This is a genomic window from Novosphingobium guangzhouense (assembly GCF_002896965.1).
Taxonomy (GTDB): Bacteria; Pseudomonadota; Alphaproteobacteria; order Sphingomonadales; family Sphingomonadaceae; genus Novosphingobium; species Novosphingobium guangzhouense.
Genome location: NZ_LYMM01000022.1, coordinates 20,361 through 36,762 on the forward strand (window position 1 = coordinate 20,361; position 16,402 = coordinate 36,762).

Here is a 16,402-nt window from a genome sequence, read left to right on the forward strand (position 1 = left end):
CTACTTCCCCCGACGGCCATCCGGAGATCGCCCGATGAACCGCCTTATACCTTCGCTCGCCGCCCTGGCGCTGGCCCTCTCGAACGGCGCCGCCTTTGCCGGAACGGTCGAGGACATGCGCGCACGCACGCCCGAGCAGGAAGTCATCTACTTCGTCCTGCCCGACCGTTTCGAGAACGGTGATACCTCCAACGACACCGGCGGGCTGAAAGGCGGCAAGCTGCAGACGGGGTTCGATCCCACCGACAAGGCATTCTACCACGGCGGCGACCTCAAAGGTCTGAACGCGCGGCTGGGCTATATCCAGGGCCTGGGCGCCAGCGCGATCTGGGTCGGTCCGATCTTCAAGAACAAGCCGGTGCAGGGACCGAAAGGCAACGAGAGCGCCGGATATCACGGCTACTGGATCACCGATTTCACACAGGTCGATCCGCATTTCGGCACCAACGAAGACTTCAAGGCGCTTGTCGAGGCCGCGCATGCCAGGGGCATGAAGGTCTACATGGACATCATCGTCAATCACACGGCAGACGTGATCCAGTACAAGGAAGGGGTCTCGCAAGGGTATCCGTACCGGTCGAAGGCCGACTATCCCTTCTCGACCCGAGGTGGCGTGAAGGGGCCGGCGATCAATCCGGGTTTCCTCGGGGAAACCGTGCAAACGGCCGAGAACTGGGCGAAACTGACCGATCCCTCGTTCGCCTATACCCCGGTGGTGCCCAAGGCGGAAGAGGACGTGAAAGTCCCCGCCTGGCTCAACGATCCGATATACTACCACAATCGCGGCAACACCGACTGGAAGGGCGAAAGCGCGCAATACGGCGACTTCGTTGGCCTTGACGACCTTGCGACCGAGAACCCGCGCGTAGTCGACGGCATGATCGACATCTACGGCAGCTGGATCGACCGCTTCGGTATCGACGGCTTCCGCATCGACACGGCCCGCCACGTCAATGCGGAACTGTGGCGCAAGTTCGTGCCCGCCATGCTTGAGCGCGCGAAGGCAAAGGGAATCAATAACTTCCACATCTTCGGTGAAGTAGCCACCGGAGATTACGACCCCGCCCTGCTCGCCTCGTGGACGCGCAATGCCGGGCTTCCGGGCGTCCTCGACTTCGCGTTCATGCGCGCTGTCGACGATGCCGCAGGCGGCGCGAAGGACGGCGGCACCGAGACGCTGGCGCGGCTGTTCGACGATGATGCTCTCTATGCCGGCGGGAAGGCCGGTGCGATGCAGCTGCCGACATTCCTGGGCAACCACGACGCCGGGCGCCTGCCGATGTTTCTCAAGCTGGGTCAGCCACTTGCAAGCAACGACGAACTGCTCAAGCGCTCCATGCTGGCTCATGCCATGCTGCTGACGCTGCGCGGCGTGCCGACGATCTACTATGGCGACGAACAGGGCTTCGTCGGCCACGGCGGCGATCAGTGGTCGCGGCAGGACATGTTTGTTTCCAAAGACTTGCGCCTGACGGACGAGCCGCTTCTGGGCACCACCCGCGCCCCGGATGCGGAACATTTCGATCCCGAACATCCGCTCTACAGACTGATCGCGCAGCTGGCGACATTGCGCCGCCAGACGCCTGCGCTGACGGGGGGCATCACCACAGTTCGCGCCGCTTCCGACAAGCCGGGCCTGTTCGCCGTCTCCCGCTTCGATCCGGCCACCGGAAACGAGGTGCTGCTGGCCTACAATACTTCTACCGAGGCGGTTGCAGGCAACCTCGCCGTCGAGCCAAAATCGGCGCAGTTCCAGACCCTTGCGGGCTCCACATGCCCCGTGAAGGCGACTGCTCCGGGATCGGTTACGATCACTTTGCCACCGCTCGGTTTCGCCGTCTGCGCGGCCCAACCCTGACCTGCACTCAACGGCACCCAAGCGGCACCTAACGGCACCTGGACGCACCGAAAGAACGCCATGACGAACCCTGAAACCTCATCCACGGCCCCATGGTGGCGCGGCGCGGCGATCTACCAGATCTACCCGCGCAGCTTCGCTGATTCCAACGGCGACGGCATCGGTGACCTGCCCGGCATCACCGCCCGGCTCGACCATGTTGCGCGGCTGGGCGTGGAGGCGATCTGGATCTCGCCGTTCTACCAGTCGCCGATGGCCGACTTCGGCTACGACATTTCCGACTACTGTGCGATCGACCCGATGTTCGGCACGCTGGAGGATTTCGACGCCCTTGTCGTTCGTGCGAAGGAGCTGAACCTCAAGATCATCATCGACCAAGTCTATGCCCATACGTCCGACCGGCACCCGTGGTTTGCCGAAAGCCGCGCATCGCGCAGCAATGCCCGCAGCGACTGGTATGTCTGGGCCGATCCGAAGCCCGATGGTTCCCCGCCCAACAACTGGCAGTCCGTGTTCGGCGGTCCCGCATGGCGCTGGGATGCGCGGCGCGGGCAGTATTACATGCACAACTTCCTGGCCGAGCAACCCCAGCTCAACTGCCATAACCCCGAGGTGCAGGAAGCCCTGCTGGGCGTGGCGAAGTTCTGGCTGGACCGCGGTGTTTCGGGTTTCCGCATCGATGCGCTCAACCATTCGATGCACGATCCGATGCTGCGCAACAATCCGCCCGCGCCCGACGCCGGAAAGCCGCGCACGCGGCCATACGATTTCCAGTTGCAGGTTTATAACCAGTCGCACCCGGACATCCTGAAGTTCATCGAGCGGCTGCAGGCGCTGATCGCCTCCTACCCCGACACGTATTCGCTGGCCGAAGTGGGCGGCGCCCGCGCGGGCGAGGAGATGAAGACCTTCACGCAAGGGCCCGGGCGGCTCGACAGCGCCTATGGCTTCGATTTCCTTTATGCCGAGAACCTGACCCCGCAGCGTATCGCCGCCGCGCAGGATTACTGGCCGGACGAGCCCGGCACCGGCTGGCCCAGCTGGGCGTTCGAGAATCACGATGCCCCCCGCGCCCTCTCCCGCTGGTGCGCGCCCGACCAGATCGACGCCTTCGCCCGGATGAAGACGCTGCTGCTGCTGTCGCTGCGCGGCAATCCGATCCTGTTCCAGGGCGAGGAACTGGGACTGTTGCAGGACGAGATTCCGTTCGAAATGCTGCAGGATCCCGAAGCGATCGCCAACTGGCCGCTCACCCTGTCACGCGATGGCGTGCGCACCCCGCTGCCGTGGATGGCGCAGAGCGAGCATGGCGGCTTCACCGCCGCGAAGCCCTGGCTGCCGCTGAGCGAGCAGAACCTTTCGCGCGCGGTGGACCGGCAGGAGGCCGACCCCGCATCGCTGCTCAACCTGACGCGCCACCTGCTGCAGCTGCGCGCCGTCGATGTGTCTTTGCGCCGAGGCAGTGCGCAAGTGCTTGTCGCCGATGAAACGCGCCTTGTGCTGCGCCGCGCGCTTGAAGGGCGCAGCGTGCTGGCCGTGGTCAACATGAGCGCCCTGCCCGCAGCATGGCCCGCAGACATTCCGACCGACGGCAGGGTTCTTGCCGCCGTCAATGACGCCACCCCCGGCTCGCTCCCTGCATGGGGCGGCATCTGGATCATCGAAGGAGAAACGGCATGAAGCCGCTCGCCCCGTTCATGACTGCACTGTCAGGTATCTCGGTACTTGGCGGCATCGTCATCGCCGCGCCTGCAATCGCGCAGGAAAAGCCCACCGTCACCGCAGCATCGCCGGACGGCTCGATCGTCCTGACGGTCACCACCGACAACGACAGCCGCCCGACCTGGTCGCTTACCCGCAAGGGCAAGCTGCTGATCGCACCAAGCAAGCTGGGCTTCATCCTGACCGATGGCCTGAACATGACTCGCGGCTTCGCAATCGAGGGCAACAGCACCGCGAAGGGCGACGACACCTGGGAGCAGCCCTGGGGCGAGCGCCGCTTCGTCAAGGACAAGTACAACCAGGTTACCGTGCGCTTCAGGCAGAACCCCCTGCAGGGCGCGCGCCTGATGAACGTGACCTTCCGCCTGTTCGATAACGGCATAGGCTTCCGCTACGAACTGCCCGAACAGCCCGGCCTCAAGACGATGAACATCGCCGATGAGACGACCGAGTTCGACATCGTCCCCAAGGGGCAGGCATGGTGGATTCCCGGCGGCGAATGGAACCGGTACGAGCAGGTCTATCAGCAGACCCCGATCGATGCCGTCTCTACCGCACACACCCCGATCACCATGAAGCTGGAGGACGGAACGCACCTGTCGTTCCACGAAGCGGCGCTGGTCGATTACGCCGGATACTGGTTCAAGCGCGCCAGCGGACAAACCTTCCGCACCACGCTCTCGCCTTCCTCGCGCGGGGCGAAGGTCGTGCGCGACCTGCCTTTCGCCACGCCCTGGCGCACGGTGCGCATCGCCGACGATGCGGCGGGGCTGGTCGACAACGATCTGGAGCTGAACCTCAACGAGCCGAACAAGCTGGGCGATGTCAGCTGGGTGAAGCCGGGCCGCTACATCGGCATCTGGTGGGGCATGATCCGCAACGACTGGACCTGGGCCGAAGGGCCCAAGCACGGCGCCACCACCGCGCGCACGATGCAGTACATCGACTATGCCGCGAAGCACAAGTTCCGCGGCGTGCTGGTAGAGGGCTGGAACAAGGGCTGGAACGGCGACTGGTTCGGCCACGGCGACGAATTCAGCTTCACGCAGCCGACGCCTGACTTCGATATCGATGCAATCACGAAGTACGCCGCGAAGAAGGGCGTCAAGCTGATCGGTCACCACGAAACCGGCGGCAACATCGCCAACTACGAAGCCAACATGGACGCCGGTTTCGCGCTCTACCAGAAGCTGGGCGTCGATACCGTGAAGACCGGCTACGTTGCCGATCATGGCGGGATCATCGCCAACACCGACCATCCCGGGGCGCCGGTCGGTCCGCTGCGCATGGAATGGCATGACGGACAGCGCATGGTCGAACATCACCTTGCCGTCGTCGAGGATGCCGCAAGGCACCACATCGCCATCGACGCGCACGAACCGGTGAAGGACACCGGCCTTCGCCGCACCTACCCCAACTGGGTGTCACGCGAAGGCGCGCGCGGCATGGAATACAATGCATGGGGCAAGTTCGCCAACGGGCCGGAGCATGAACCCACCCTGGTCTACACCCGCATGCTGTCGGGGCCGATGGACTTCACGCCGGGCGTGCTGAGCCTCGAAGGCGCGCAAGGCCCCCTCGCCTCTACGCTGGCCAAGCAGCTGGGGCTGTACCTTGCGCTCTATTCGCCGATCCAGATGGCGGCGGACTTCATCGAGCAGCTCGACAAGTACCCGCGCGAGATGAACTTCATCGAAAGCGTGCCGACAGACTGGGCCGAAAGCCACCTGATCGCAGGCGAAGTGGGCGACTACGCGATCTTCGCACGCAAGGACCGCGCTTCGCCGCGCTGGTTCGTGGGCGGCGTGAACGATGCGACGGCGCGCACCGTGACGCTGAAGTTCGATTTCCTCGAAGCAGGCAAGACCTACAAGGCCAGCGTCTGGAAGGACGGCGAAGGCGCGACTTACGAAACCGAAGCGCGCCACAACATCGCCTATGACACCCGCACGGTGAAGAAGGGCGATACGCTGGACGTGTGGCTGGCCCCCGGCGGCGGCACCGCGATCCGGCTGGAGCCGAAGTAAGGCGGCAGGGCAGAAAGTCGGACAGGCAATCGGACTTCGACAGGCTCAGGCCGAGCGGTGTTTGAGAGGTATATCTCTTGTCCCCGCTTACCCTGAGCTTGTCGAAGGGTCAGGCAAAACGCTCAGGTGCAAAGCGACTTTGCCGTGCTTGTGCCCGGCGTCACGCCACTGCCGGTGCTGGTGCCAAGGTTGCGATCGTCGCGGATGATGTAGGCAGCCTCGCGGCGGAAGTTGGGCTGGCCGACGAACCAGCTACCGAACAGCGGCTGATAGGTATAGTTCACTTCGACGTACATGACGGCAGACCCTGCCACGGCGGCGATGTTCGGGTTCCCCATTCCGGCGATCGTCGACCCGGTCAGCCCCTTGCCCGCCGTTCCGTACTGCGAATTGACCTTCAGGTTGCCGCGGCAGCGCTGCCAGTGGATGAACTGGCGCCCGGTGGCGCTATCGCGCTCAAGGCTGGACAGGATGATCCGTCCGTTCGCCTCGAAATTGAAGTATGATCCCTGCACCAGCGCACCGGACATCACCGAATCCACCATCGTTTCGGTGACGGTGGGCGTAACGGCGCTGTTGTCTGTCTGGCCGAGACGCGAGGCGTTATCGGCCACCGACGTGGCGATCTGGGCGACCTGCATGTTGATCATCGCCATCCATGCCAGTTCGGTCCCGTAAAACCCCATGGTCACGATGATCGGCAGAATCAGCGCGAATTCCATGAAGGACACGCCACGCTCATCCTTGCGCAGCCGCCCGCCAAAGCGCCGTGCGAAGCGTGCGATCATGAACATGTGCCCGCGTCCGATCCGTACTTGGCCTGTAGCTCGTAAGGCTGGTTCTTGTGAACCGTGCTGGCGGTCAGCGTGCGCTGGCTGGTCGAATTGGGCATGAACGGCACGATGAACACCGGTGTATAAGTCACCGTCGCAGTATAGAGCACCACGTCGTTGCCGCCGCTCTCATTCTCAGTGCCGATATCGGCGTCCCATTTGCCGTTGCGGTTCTCGTCGGTGTAAGCCTCGCCATTGTCGCACCGGCCGTTGGCGTTCTTGTCGTTCCACGTCTCGGCGCGCTTGAGATCGGCGAAGTCGTAGTAGCTCAGCCGCTTGAACTTGACATCGGCGCCCGGTGCCACGCGCTTGACCATCGCCTCCACATAGGCATCCGCCTTGGCGTTATCGGCGCTTTCCAGCCCGTCCTGCCGTGCCGCTTCCTCCACCGCGCCATGCAGGATCGCGGTAAGATAGGCACGGTGCGCCATGTCGTAGATGCCGATCAGCAGCAGCAGAAGCACTGGCGCGGCGACGGCGAATTCGATCACCGCCGAACCCTGCTCGGCCGCACGCAGGCGAAGGATGCGATCGCGCAAGCTCACTGCACAACCCTCAGTTCGCCGACCTGCTTGGCGATCTCCTGGAACGCGGCATTAAGATCCGCCGAGCTGCTTGCGGTGAAGGAACTGTCGTCGGAGGCGCAGGTCGTCAGGTCAGTGCTGAGCGTGGACGTGAAAGCCACCACCCATACGCGGATGCCCTTGGCCTTGATCGCCTCGCACGATGCAAGGAAGCGCTGGGTATGACGCTTGGCATCGTCGGTGGACCCGTCGCTGGTGACGCGGCGGTCCCAGTATTCCATGCCCCATGCCTGCGCGATGGTGTAGTTGGGCTCCATCTCGCCGTCGGTCATGAAGATGAGGTGACGCGAAACCTTGCCGCCGTTGCTGGGCTCGTCACTGTTCAGCGTGGACCACATGCCCTGCTGCGACATCAGGCGCCCGCCCCAGATCATGCCGATATCAAGATATGTACCGCCAACCGCGACCAGCGAATCGGCAACCGTGTTGAATTCACTTTGCGACATCGTCGAAAGCAGCCGCGCCTCGACCGGGCAATAGTCCCCCCCGGAGCCGCCGTTGTTCGTGGTCGCCGTGGTGTAGTATCCGTTGTCGGTCCAGCGGCGGTACGAGACTTCCGGCCAGAGCGGACGCCACTTCGTCTTGTCGTCGGACGTGGGCGCCGAATCAAGGTCGAGGTCCAGCGCGCCCGCCGGAGTGATCCCGCTGGTGGCGGAATACTTGAAGGTCGACTGGGCGACGGTGTCGCGTTCCTGGATGCAGCCGTCCCAGGTCGAAGACACGTTGGCGCCGCCATTGCCGGTATCGGTGTTGACCGAGTTGAACTTCTTGAAGCTGCTCGTCGAGAACGTGCGCTGATGATAGCGCATCACCCAGGGCCGATAGAGATAATGCCAGTAGATCGCGTACTTGCTGCTGTTATTCGGCTGCCTGCAGGAATACTCGATCTTGCGCTGATACTTCGACCCTCCGGAGGAGTAGTCGCCGAAGTTCTCATCCGAAGGCATGTTATTGGTGCAGCTGCTCTTGTAGGTCCAGCTGTCGTTGGAGTAGCGCACCCAGTCGCTGGTGTAGTCGCTGCTACCCGAATCATCGAGTTCGTAAGCGCGCGACTGGTAGGCGTAGCTGTCTACGATGTAGCTCTTGCTGACATCGGTCAGCAGCTTGCCGACATTGACTGTCGAACTGAACGGCACGAAGCCATAACGTACCCGCGCATTGCTGTTGGCAGTGGCGTTGTAGATCGTGGTGTAGAAGTTGCGCATCGCCGAACGCAGCGCATCGATACGCTTCTGCGAAGAGCCCGAAAGCGTGAAGTCCATCGATCCCGTGGTATCGAGCACCATCATGATATCGGAATTGCCCACGCCCATCGAACTGGCGCAGGTCACCTGGATGTCGAAGGTCATCTTGCCGAAGATGCGCATCAGAAGAGTGTCGAGCAACGTTGTCGCCGTGCCGGTGATGGTCTGCCCGTTGTCGGTCGAAACCGGGTTGAACACGGTGGAGCGAGTGCCCTGCTGCGCATCGCTGAAATTGGTGTCGAAGTAGGCTTTCGCCACTTTCTTGGACGCGTCATCGAAACCGGCGGTCGTCACCGTGCGCCGGCCCGCCAGCACACCCGCATCGCAAGCCGACTGAAGCTGCTGGCGCACAAGGTAATCGCGGCTGAGATCCACGGCCGATCCGACCACCACTGCCGCCACCAGCATGCCGATCGCTGCGATGGGCAGGATATTGCCGCCCCGATCGCGCAGCACGTCGCGCAGCAGATCACGCACGGTGCCGCGAACGATCTTGGCAGGAAATTGGCATGCTTGACGCATTGTAAACCACGCTCGCTCTTGGAATTGCCCCGATAATCCCTCGCCGATACCAGCAATGTCTTAAAGAAGTTTTCGCGCATGCCCCCGTCGGCCCGGCTCCGCAACGCAACCACGAGCGACGAGTGGGCAAATAAAATTCCGCATACGGGAACCAACCTGATTTTCCGGCGTTGTTCCACCCGATCCGAGGGCCGCGCGTAATGGGGGAGCGGCCTGCATTACAGCGGTTTTGTGCCCCCGCGAGACGAGTGAATGGCGACCGCCCGCGGACTTGAAGCTTCCAAGTTGCTCTACATCCTGCTGCCCATCGTAATCGGTCTGACTTTCATCGCCGATACGTCCTTCCCACTGGGCACATCGATCTGGGTCATCTACCTGCTGCCGACCGTGCTGGCCTATCTGGCGCCGCACCGCCTGGTGCCGGTGGCTGTCGCCGCCGCCACGACCGTGCTCGTCATCATCGGCTACCAGCTGGCGCCCGATGGCGTCGCCAAGGAAGTCGCGCTCATCAACCGCACGCTTGGCACCATCACCAACCTGACGCTGGCCGGGATCGGCGCCGTTTTCATCAGCTACCGCAATTCCACCCGCGCCCTGCAGGCCCTGCGCGAAGGCGAGGCGAAGCTGGCCCGTGAAACCGCCGGCAACCTTGCGCTGGCGGACCTTTCGCACCGGCTGGTGACATTCCTTGTCGACCGCTTCGGTGCGGCGGCCGGGGTCATCTACGTCAACGAGGACGGAGCATTCCGCCGCGCCGCCAGCTACGGTGTGCCCAAGGGCGCCGACATCCCCGATGAACTCTCCCACGACGACGGGCTGCTGGCAGAAGTGATCCGCGACGGCCGCACCCGCACGATCGCCAAGGCACCTGCGGGCTATCTTGCGTTCGGCAGTGCGCTGGGCCAGGCACCGCTCGACCGGCTGGTGCTGGGCGCCACCGCGATCGACGGCAAGGTCAACGCGGTAATCGAGCTCGGCTTTCTAGACGCGCCCGAAGCCCAGCCCGAAGACGCGCCCCGTTTCATTGAAACGGTGTCCGGCTCTGTCGGGCTGGCGCTGCGCGCCGCCAAGTATCGCGCCCGGCTTGAGCACCTGCTGTCCGAAACCCAGCAGCAGGCCGAAGAACTCGCCAACCAGAGCGAGGAACTGCGCGCCACCAACGATGAACTCGAAGCGCAGGCCAAGGCGCTGCAGAATTCCCAGACCGAACTCGAAGCGCAGCAGGCGGAGCTTGAACGCTCCAACGCCCAGCTTGAAGAACAGGCCACCTCGCTCGAAGCCCAGCGCGACGAGCTGACCCGCGCCCAGGCAATGCTGCGCGGGCAGGCCGAGGATCTGGAACAGGCGAGCCGCTACAAGAGCGAATTCCTCGCCAACATGAGCCATGAGTTGCGCACCCCGCTCAATTCGCTGCTGATCATGGCACGCCTGCTGGCCGACAATCGCGGCGGCAACCTTTCATCCGAACAGGTCCGTTTCGCCGAGACGATCGAGACGTCGGGCAACGACCTGCTGGCCCTGATCAACGATGTGCTCGACATTTCCAAGATCGAGGCGGGCAAGCTGGAACTGGAACCGCGCGCCGTCCCAGTCTCTGCCCTCCTCGCCAAGCTGCGCGATACCTTCGCCGGCGCTGCCGCCAAGCGCGGCCTCGAACTGCGCATCCCCGATGTTGCAGGCGAAATCGAAACCGATCCGCTGCGGCTTGAGCAGGTGCTCAAGAACTTCCTGTCGAACGCGATCAAGTTCACCGAACGCGGCCACGTTGCCATCGAAGTGGGCCGCGCCGCCGGGAATGTCGCCTTCACCGTGCGCGATACCGGCACAGGCATCCCCGCCGACAAGCAGGGCGCCATCTTCGAAGCCTTCCGCCAGGCCGACGGCGGCATCGCCCGCAAGTACGGCGGAACCGGCCTTGGCCTGTCGATCTCGCGCGAATTGTCGCAGTTGCTGGGCGGCACGATCTCGCTGGAGAGCGAGCCCGGCAAGGGCAGCGCCTTTACCATCACCCTGCCCGAACACTTCGACGCCGAAGCTGCCCCCGAACAGGTGCGCCGCTCCTCGCCCACCCCGCCTGCCACATCACCGACGCCCGTTCCGACGGCGCCGCGCCGCGCCGCAGTTATCTCCGACGATCGCGAGACCCTGTCCGGCGATTCGCGCGTGATCCTCATCGTCGAGGATGATCCGGCGTTCGCGGGCATTCTGGCCGACCTTGCCCACGAAGTCGGCTTCTCGTGCCTCATCGCCGGAACCGCCGACGAAGGTGCGCTGCTTGCGCGCCAATATCTGCCGCAGGCGGTCATCCTTGACATGCACCTGCCCGATCACACTGGGCTTTCGGTGCTCGATCGCATCAAGCGTGACACCCGCACCCGCCACATCCCGGTTCATATCGTCTCGGCCGACCATGACGACCATGCGGCGCTTGCCAGCGGCGCGGTCGGCTACCTGTTCAAGCCGGTCAGCCGCGATACCCTGGTCGACATGCTCGAAGGGCTGGAAGCACGCATGGCCCAGCGCCTGCGCCGCGTGCTGGTGGTCGAAGACGACGCGCAGCAGGCCGAGGCGATCCACCATCTCCTCGCCTCGCGCGATGTGGAGACGGTGGAAGTCCATTCCGCCGCCGAATGCCTGGGCAGCCTCGGCACCGACACGTTCGACTGCATGGTGCTCGACCTCAACCTGCCCGACATGTCGGGGCTCGACCTGCTCGAACGCCTGTCGCACGACGAGAGCGTCGGCTTCCCGCCGGTGATCGTCTACACCGGCCGCGACCTTTCACCGGAAGAGGAGATGCGGCTGCGGCGTTATTCCAAGTCGATCATCGTCAAGGGCGCAAAGAGCCCCGAACGCCTGCTCGACGAGGTCACGCTGTTTCTCCATCAGGTCGTTTCGGAACTTCCGCAGGAAAAGCAGCAGCTGCTGGCCCGCTCGCTGGGGCGCGATCAGGCGCTGGAGGGCCGCCAGATCCTTGTCGTCGAGGACGATATCCGCAACGTGTATGCCCTCACTTCGGTGCTGGAACCCCACGGCGTCGCGGTACGCATCGCCCGCAACGGGATCGAGGCGCTGAACGAACTGGCACGCAGCGCCGACAGCGACGGCGCGCCGGTCGACCTCGTGCTGATGGACGTGATGATGCCCGAGATGGACGGCCTCACCTGCATGAAGGAAATCCGCAAGGATCCGCAGTGGTCGCGCCTGCCGATCATCGCGCTGACCGCCAAGGCCATGGAGCGCGACCACCGCGAATGCATCGACGCCGGCGCAAACGACTACCTGTCGAAGCCGCTCGACGTGGACAAGCTGCTCAGCCTCGTGCGCGTGTGGATGCCGCGATGACGAGGTTGGGTGATATGGAACAGGGGCGATGATGGTCATCCGCTCCGGCGACAGCCTGAACGATATCGAGCTGGACCTCATCGTCGAGGCTATCTGGCGGCGCTATCAGTACGATTTTCGCGATTATTCGCGCGCCTCGCTGCTGCGCCGCCTTGAGCGCGCGCAGGCGCATTTCGGCGTGGCGCACTTGTCCGGCCTGCTCGACGTGATCCTTCACGATCCGCAGAGCCTGCCGGTGCTGATCGGCTTCCTGACCATCCAGGTCAGCGACATGTTCCGCGATCCCGAATACTTCCGCGCGATCCGCGAGAACGTCATCCCCCACCTCGCCACCTGGCCGACGATCAAGGTGTGGATTGCGGGCTGCGCCAACGGGGAGGAATTCTACTCGCTCGCCATCCTGTTCCGCGAGGCGGGGCTGGAGGACCGCACGATGTTCTATTGCACCGACATCAGCCGCCCGGCGCTCGCCAAGGCTGAGGCGGGAATTTTCGATATCGAGCGCATCGCCGGCTTCTCGCGCAATTACCGCGACGCGGGCGGCAAGGGCTCTCTTGCGGACTACTACACCACCAACCACGACGTCGCACGGTTCGATCCCACCTTGCGCCGCCGCGCCGTCTTCGCCGACCACAACCTTGCCAGCGACGCGGTGTTCTCCGAGGTCCAGCTGGTATCGAGCCGCAATGTGCTGATCTATTTCGACCGCGCATTGCAGGACCGTGCGCTCGGCCTGTTCGCCCAGTCGCTGCCGCCCGGCGGGTTCCTCGGCCTCGGCTCCAAGGAGACCGTCGCCTTCTCGGCCGAGACGGAATGCTTCGCAGACTTTGCGCCGACCGAGAAGATCTGGCGCCGCACCACGCATGACGTACAGGAGGCCGCCTTTGCCGAATGAGCCCGTGCGCATCCTCGCGGTGGACGACATCCGCGAGAACCTGATCGCGCTGGAAGCCGCGCTGGATCAGCCCGGCGTCGAACTCGTCACCGCATCGTCCGGCTTCGAGGCGCTGGAACTGCTGCTGCGGCAGGACTTCGCGCTGGCGCTGCTCGACGTGCAGATGCCCGAGATGGACGGCTTCGAACTGGCCGAACTGATGCGCGGGACCGAGCGCACGCGCGGTGTCCCGATCATCTTCCTCACCGCCGTCGCCACTGACGAGCGGCGCAAGTTCCGCGGGTTCGAGACGGGCGCGGTCGATTACCTGCTCAAGCCCATCGACATCACCGTGCTCAACTCCAAGGTCGCGGTCTTCGTCGAGCTGGCCCGCCAGCGCCGCGAAATCGCCTTCCAGCGCGACGAGCTTGGCGCCGCGCTCGGCCGTCTGCGCGCGCATGGCGACAATTCGCCGCTGGCCGTGCTGGAGATCGATTCGACCTTGCGCATCGTCGGCTGGTACAAGAGCGCCGAGCGTACCCTTGGCTATGCCGCCGGTGACGTGCTGGGCATTCCTCTGTCCGAAGCCCCTTTCCTGCCGCCCAATGGCGGGCGTGAAGCCTTCCTGAAGGGCATGGGCGAACTGCTGGAAGGCGGCGACCGCCGCGCCATGCAGGAACACCGCTATCGCCGCGCCGATGGAGTGCTGCGCGAGGGTGAGTGGTACTGCTCATCGCTTGCGGGCACTGGTCCTATAACGTCAGGGGGGCGCCCCGGCAGCGTGATGATCGAGATGCTCGACATCACCGAACGCCGCCGTGCCGAGGATACCCAGCGTCTGCTGATCGGCGAACTCAACCATCGGGTGAAGAACACGCTGGCGACCGTCCAGGCGATCGCCTCGCAGGGGTTCCGCCATGCCCGGTCGCACCGCGAATTCCAGGACGCCTTCACCGGCCGCCTTCAGGCGCTGGCGCGCGCGCACTCGATGCTCAGCGCCACGACTTGGGAAAGCGCAAGCCTCAAGCGCCTTATCGCGGACCACGTTGCCATCGGAGCACTGAGCGAGGACCGTCTGCTGCTTGACGGCCCGGACGCCGACCTGCCGCCCGAACTGGCGCTGCGCTTCTCTCTGGTGTTCCACGAACTGGCCACCAATGCCCACAAGTACGGGGCTTTTTCCAATGCGGTGGGCACCGTGCGCCTCGTCTGGACGGTTACGCGCGATGTGCTGGCGATGGAGTGGAGCGAGCACGGCGGCCCGCCCGTCTCGCCGCCGGAGCGGCGCGGTTTCGGCTCCACCCTGATCGAACACAGCATGGTTTCCGACGGCGCCCGCATAGTCTCGGACTTCGCACCCGAAGGCATGCGCTGGTCGATGATCCTGCCGCTCGCACCGGGCGCCGGTATTGCTGAACCAGAGCCCAAGCCGGCCCCGCAACAGCTTGTACCACCGCCGCCCGCCCCGTCTCCGGTATCCGATGCGCCCGCTTCCATGCCGCCGATGCGCATTCTGGTGGTCGAGGACGAACCGCTGGTCGCCATGGAACTGATCATGGAAATCGAGGACGGCGGCTGCATCGCGATTGGTCCGGCGACGTCCTGCGAACAGGCGCTGGCGATGATCCGCGACAGCGAACCCGACCTTGCCCTGCTCGATGGTAATCTCAACGGCGAGAAGATAGGCCCCGTCGCCGATGCTCTTGCTGCGCGCGATACGCCTTTCGCCTTCGTCAGCGGCTATGACCGAGAGCATCTGCCGGCGGACCATGCCGGCCGTCCGATGCTCAACAAGCCCTTCGTCGTGGCCGATGTGCGCACGATGCTGCTGCAACTTGCCGAAATGGCCAAGGCACCGATCCCGGAGTGACCTGAGCCACGGTACGCGCTATCGCCCGAACCATGCCTCACGTACCTTCCGTCCTGTTCGTCTGCCTTGGCAACATCTGCCGTTCTCCGCTTGCCGAAGCGGCCCTGCGCCACGAGGCCGAGCGGGCGGGGGTTGAGGTCATCGTCGATTCGGCCGGGACCGGATCGTGGCATGTCGGCAAAGGGCCCGACCCGCGCTCCTGCGCCGAAGCCGCGCGCCATGGCATCGACATCAGATCCTATCGCGCCCGTCAGGTAAAAACGCAGGACTTCAACCGCTTCGATCACGTCATTGCGCTGGATGCCTCCAACCTCGCCGATTTGCGCCGTATCGCGCCATCCGACAGCGAAGCGCGCCTGTCCTTGCTGCTCGATCTGGTGCCGGGCCTTGAAGGTCAGGACGTGGCCGACCCCTATTACGGCGGCCCGGAAGGTTTCGAAACCACGTGGGAACAAGTGACCGAGGCCGCGCGTAATCTGGCGATGCAGCTGAAAACAGGGAGATAGAACCGCATTCTCCCGCTCATCGTCGCCGCCGATGGCCCTGCCGCGCGCGCAGTTTGCTTTTGTACCCGCTTCGATTATATGCGCGCTCGAATGCCCCGGGCTTCATAAAGCGCCGGGGCTTGCTCTTTCGCACGTTTTGCAAGGACCCAAGCGCATGTCCCGTCGCCGCCAGATCTACGAAGGCAAGGCCAAGATCCTTTACGAAGGCCCCGAGCCCGGCACGCTGATCCAGTACTTCAAGGACGATGCGACCGCGTTCAATGCCCAGAAAAAGGGCACCATCCAGGGCAAGGGCGTCATCAACAATCGCATCAGCGAGTATGTGTTCACGCGCCTGAACCACATCGGTGTGCCCAACCACTTCATCCGCCGCCTCAACATGCGCGAACAGCTGGTCCGCCAGGTGGAAATCATCCCGATCGAGGTCGTGGTGCGCAATGTGGCCGCCGGCTCCATCTCCAAGCGCCTTGGTATTCCCGAAGGCGAGATGCTGCCGCACACGCTGATCGAATACTACTACAAGGACGACGCGCTGGGCGACCCGCTGGTCGCCGAAGAGCATATCGCCTGCTTCGGCTGGGCCAACCATGACGAAATGCAGGACATCGCCGCCATGGCGATCCGCGTTAACGACTTCATGGCTGGCATGTTCGCGGCGATCAACATCCGCCTCGTCGACTTCAAGCTCGAATTCGGACGCATCTGGGACGGCGACTTCAGCCGCGTGATCCTGGCCGACGAAATCAGCCCCGACGGCTGCCGCCTGTGGGACATGACCACCGGCGAGAAGCTCGACAAGGACCGCTTCCGCCGTGACCTTGGCGGCGAGGAAGAAGCCTATCAGGAAGTCGCGCGTCGCCTCGGTCTGCTGCAGGACGACGCCGGGCCGAGCGAGGTTCTGGACCTTACCAAGCACCGCAAGCTGCGCGGCAAGTAAGCCTGACAACACCTTGATTTGAAAGGGCGGCGTTCCGGCAGGAGCGCCGCCCTTTTTCGTATCCGGGCACGCGCCGACCG

At 64.0% G+C, this 16,402-nt stretch carries 11 protein-coding genes; 8 read left to right on the forward strand and 3 right to left on the reverse strand.

Going from position 1 to position 16,402, the window contains the following annotated elements; translation table 11 throughout:
• Nucleotides 1–34: 34 nt before the first annotated feature.
• From A8V01_RS05670 to A8V01_RS05680, 3 genes are read left to right on the forward strand one after another with little or no spacing between them, the layout of a single operon-like run.
• Nucleotides 35–1,858, forward strand: coding sequence for an alpha-amylase family glycosyl hydrolase (locus tag A8V01_RS05670; RefSeq protein ID WP_103094963.1), 1,824 nt, complete (start codon nt 35–37; stop codon nt 1,856–1,858).
• A gap of 60 nt (nt 1,859–1,918) precedes the next feature.
• Nucleotides 1,919–3,538 (forward strand): alpha-amylase family glycosyl hydrolase, encoded by a 1,620-nt coding sequence (locus A8V01_RS05675; RefSeq protein WP_103094964.1) that lies wholly within the window; start codon nt 1,919–1,921, stop codon nt 3,536–3,538.
• Entirely contained in the window at nt 3,535–5,607 is a 2,073-nt protein-coding gene (locus A8V01_RS05680; RefSeq protein WP_245892343.1) for a glycoside hydrolase family 97 protein, read from the forward strand. The genes A8V01_RS05675 and A8V01_RS05680 overlap by 4 nt, the downstream gene beginning before the upstream one ends.
• 122 nt (nt 5,608–5,729) lie before the next feature.
• Here the strand turns inward: A8V01_RS05680 and A8V01_RS05685 are convergent, their stop codons facing one another.
• Genes A8V01_RS05685 through A8V01_RS05695 form a run of 3 tightly spaced genes read right to left on the reverse strand, consistent with a single transcriptional unit; the run spans nt 5,730 to nt 8,790 of the window.
• The gene (locus A8V01_RS05685) at nt 5,730–6,395 is read right to left on the reverse strand and encodes a TadE/TadG family type IV pilus assembly protein (protein WP_103095065.1); all 666 of its coding nucleotides are present in this window, start codon (nt 6,393–6,395) and stop codon (nt 5,730–5,732) included.
• Entirely contained in the window at nt 6,392–6,985 is a 594-nt protein-coding gene (locus A8V01_RS05690; protein WP_245892344.1) for a TadE/TadG family type IV pilus assembly protein, read from the reverse strand. Before A8V01_RS05690 ends, A8V01_RS05685 begins: the two co-directional genes overlap by 4 nt.
• Nucleotides 6,982–8,790, reverse strand: a complete 1,809-nt coding sequence (locus tag A8V01_RS05695; RefSeq protein ID WP_103094965.1) for a pilus assembly protein TadG-related protein — start codon at nt 8,788–8,790, stop codon at nt 6,982–6,984. The genes A8V01_RS05690 and A8V01_RS05695 overlap by 4 nt, the downstream gene beginning before the upstream one ends.
• A 252-nt stretch (nt 8,791–9,042) precedes the next feature.
• On the opposite strand from A8V01_RS05695, the gene A8V01_RS05700 reads away from it, so the two are divergent.
• The 5 genes from A8V01_RS05700 (at nt 9,043) to purC (ending at nt 16,322) form a co-directional block, all read left to right on the forward strand.
• A complete protein-coding gene (locus tag A8V01_RS05700) occupies nt 9,043–12,135 on the forward strand; it encodes a hybrid sensor histidine kinase/response regulator (protein ID WP_103094966.1) in 3,093 nt (1,030 codons plus the stop codon).
• Between the two features lie 28 nt (nt 12,136–12,163).
• Complete coding sequence (locus A8V01_RS05705; protein WP_103094967.1) at nt 12,164–13,030, forward strand: CheR family methyltransferase; 867 nt, start codon at nt 12,164–12,166, stop codon at nt 13,028–13,030.
• Nucleotides 13,020–14,879 carry a response regulator gene (locus tag A8V01_RS05710; protein WP_103094968.1) on the forward strand — a complete coding sequence of 620 codons (1,860 nt, stop codon included), beginning with the start codon at nt 13,020–13,022 and terminating at the stop codon, nt 14,877–14,879. The genes A8V01_RS05705 and A8V01_RS05710 overlap by 11 nt, the downstream gene beginning before the upstream one ends.
• A gap of 32 nt (nt 14,880–14,911) precedes the next feature.
• Nucleotides 14,912–15,385, forward strand: a complete 474-nt coding sequence (locus tag A8V01_RS05715) for a low molecular weight protein-tyrosine-phosphatase (RefSeq protein WP_103094969.1) — start codon at nt 14,912–14,914, stop codon at nt 15,383–15,385.
• Between the two features lie 154 nt (nt 15,386–15,539).
• Nucleotides 15,540–16,322, forward strand: coding sequence for a phosphoribosylaminoimidazolesuccinocarboxamide synthase (gene purC, locus A8V01_RS05720; RefSeq protein WP_103094970.1), 783 nt, complete (start codon nt 15,540–15,542; stop codon nt 16,320–16,322).
• Nucleotides 16,323–16,402: the final 80 nt, after the last annotated feature.

What these genes read in the sequence shown, in the direction of transcription:
- A8V01_RS05680 (WP_245892343.1), top strand. Translation starts at nt 3,535, where the DNA reads ATGAAGCCGCTCGCCCCGTTCATGACTGCACTGTCAGGTATCTCGGTA.
- purC (WP_103094970.1), top strand. Translation starts at nt 15,540, where the DNA reads ATGTCCCGTCGCCGCCAGATCTACGAAGGCAAGGCCAAGATCCTTTAC.
- A8V01_RS05685 (WP_103095065.1), bottom strand. Translation starts at nt 6,395, where the DNA reads ATGATCGCACGCTTCGCACGGCGCTTTGGCGGGCGGCTGCGCAAGGAT.
- A8V01_RS05715 (WP_103094969.1), top strand. Translation starts at nt 14,912, where the DNA reads ATGCCTCACGTACCTTCCGTCCTGTTCGTCTGCCTTGGCAACATCTGC.
- A8V01_RS05695 (WP_103094965.1), bottom strand. Translation starts at nt 8,790, where the DNA reads ATGCGTCAAGCATGCCAATTTCCTGCCAAGATCGTTCGCGGCACCGTG.
- A8V01_RS05675 (WP_103094964.1), top strand. Translation starts at nt 1,919, where the DNA reads ATGACGAACCCTGAAACCTCATCCACGGCCCCATGGTGGCGCGGCGCG.
- A8V01_RS05700 (WP_103094966.1), top strand. Translation starts at nt 9,043, where the DNA reads ATGGCGACCGCCCGCGGACTTGAAGCTTCCAAGTTGCTCTACATCCTG.
- A8V01_RS05670 (WP_103094963.1), top strand. Translation starts at nt 35, where the DNA reads ATGAACCGCCTTATACCTTCGCTCGCCGCCCTGGCGCTGGCCCTCTCG.
- A8V01_RS05705 (WP_103094967.1), top strand. Translation starts at nt 12,164, where the DNA reads ATGATGGTCATCCGCTCCGGCGACAGCCTGAACGATATCGAGCTGGAC.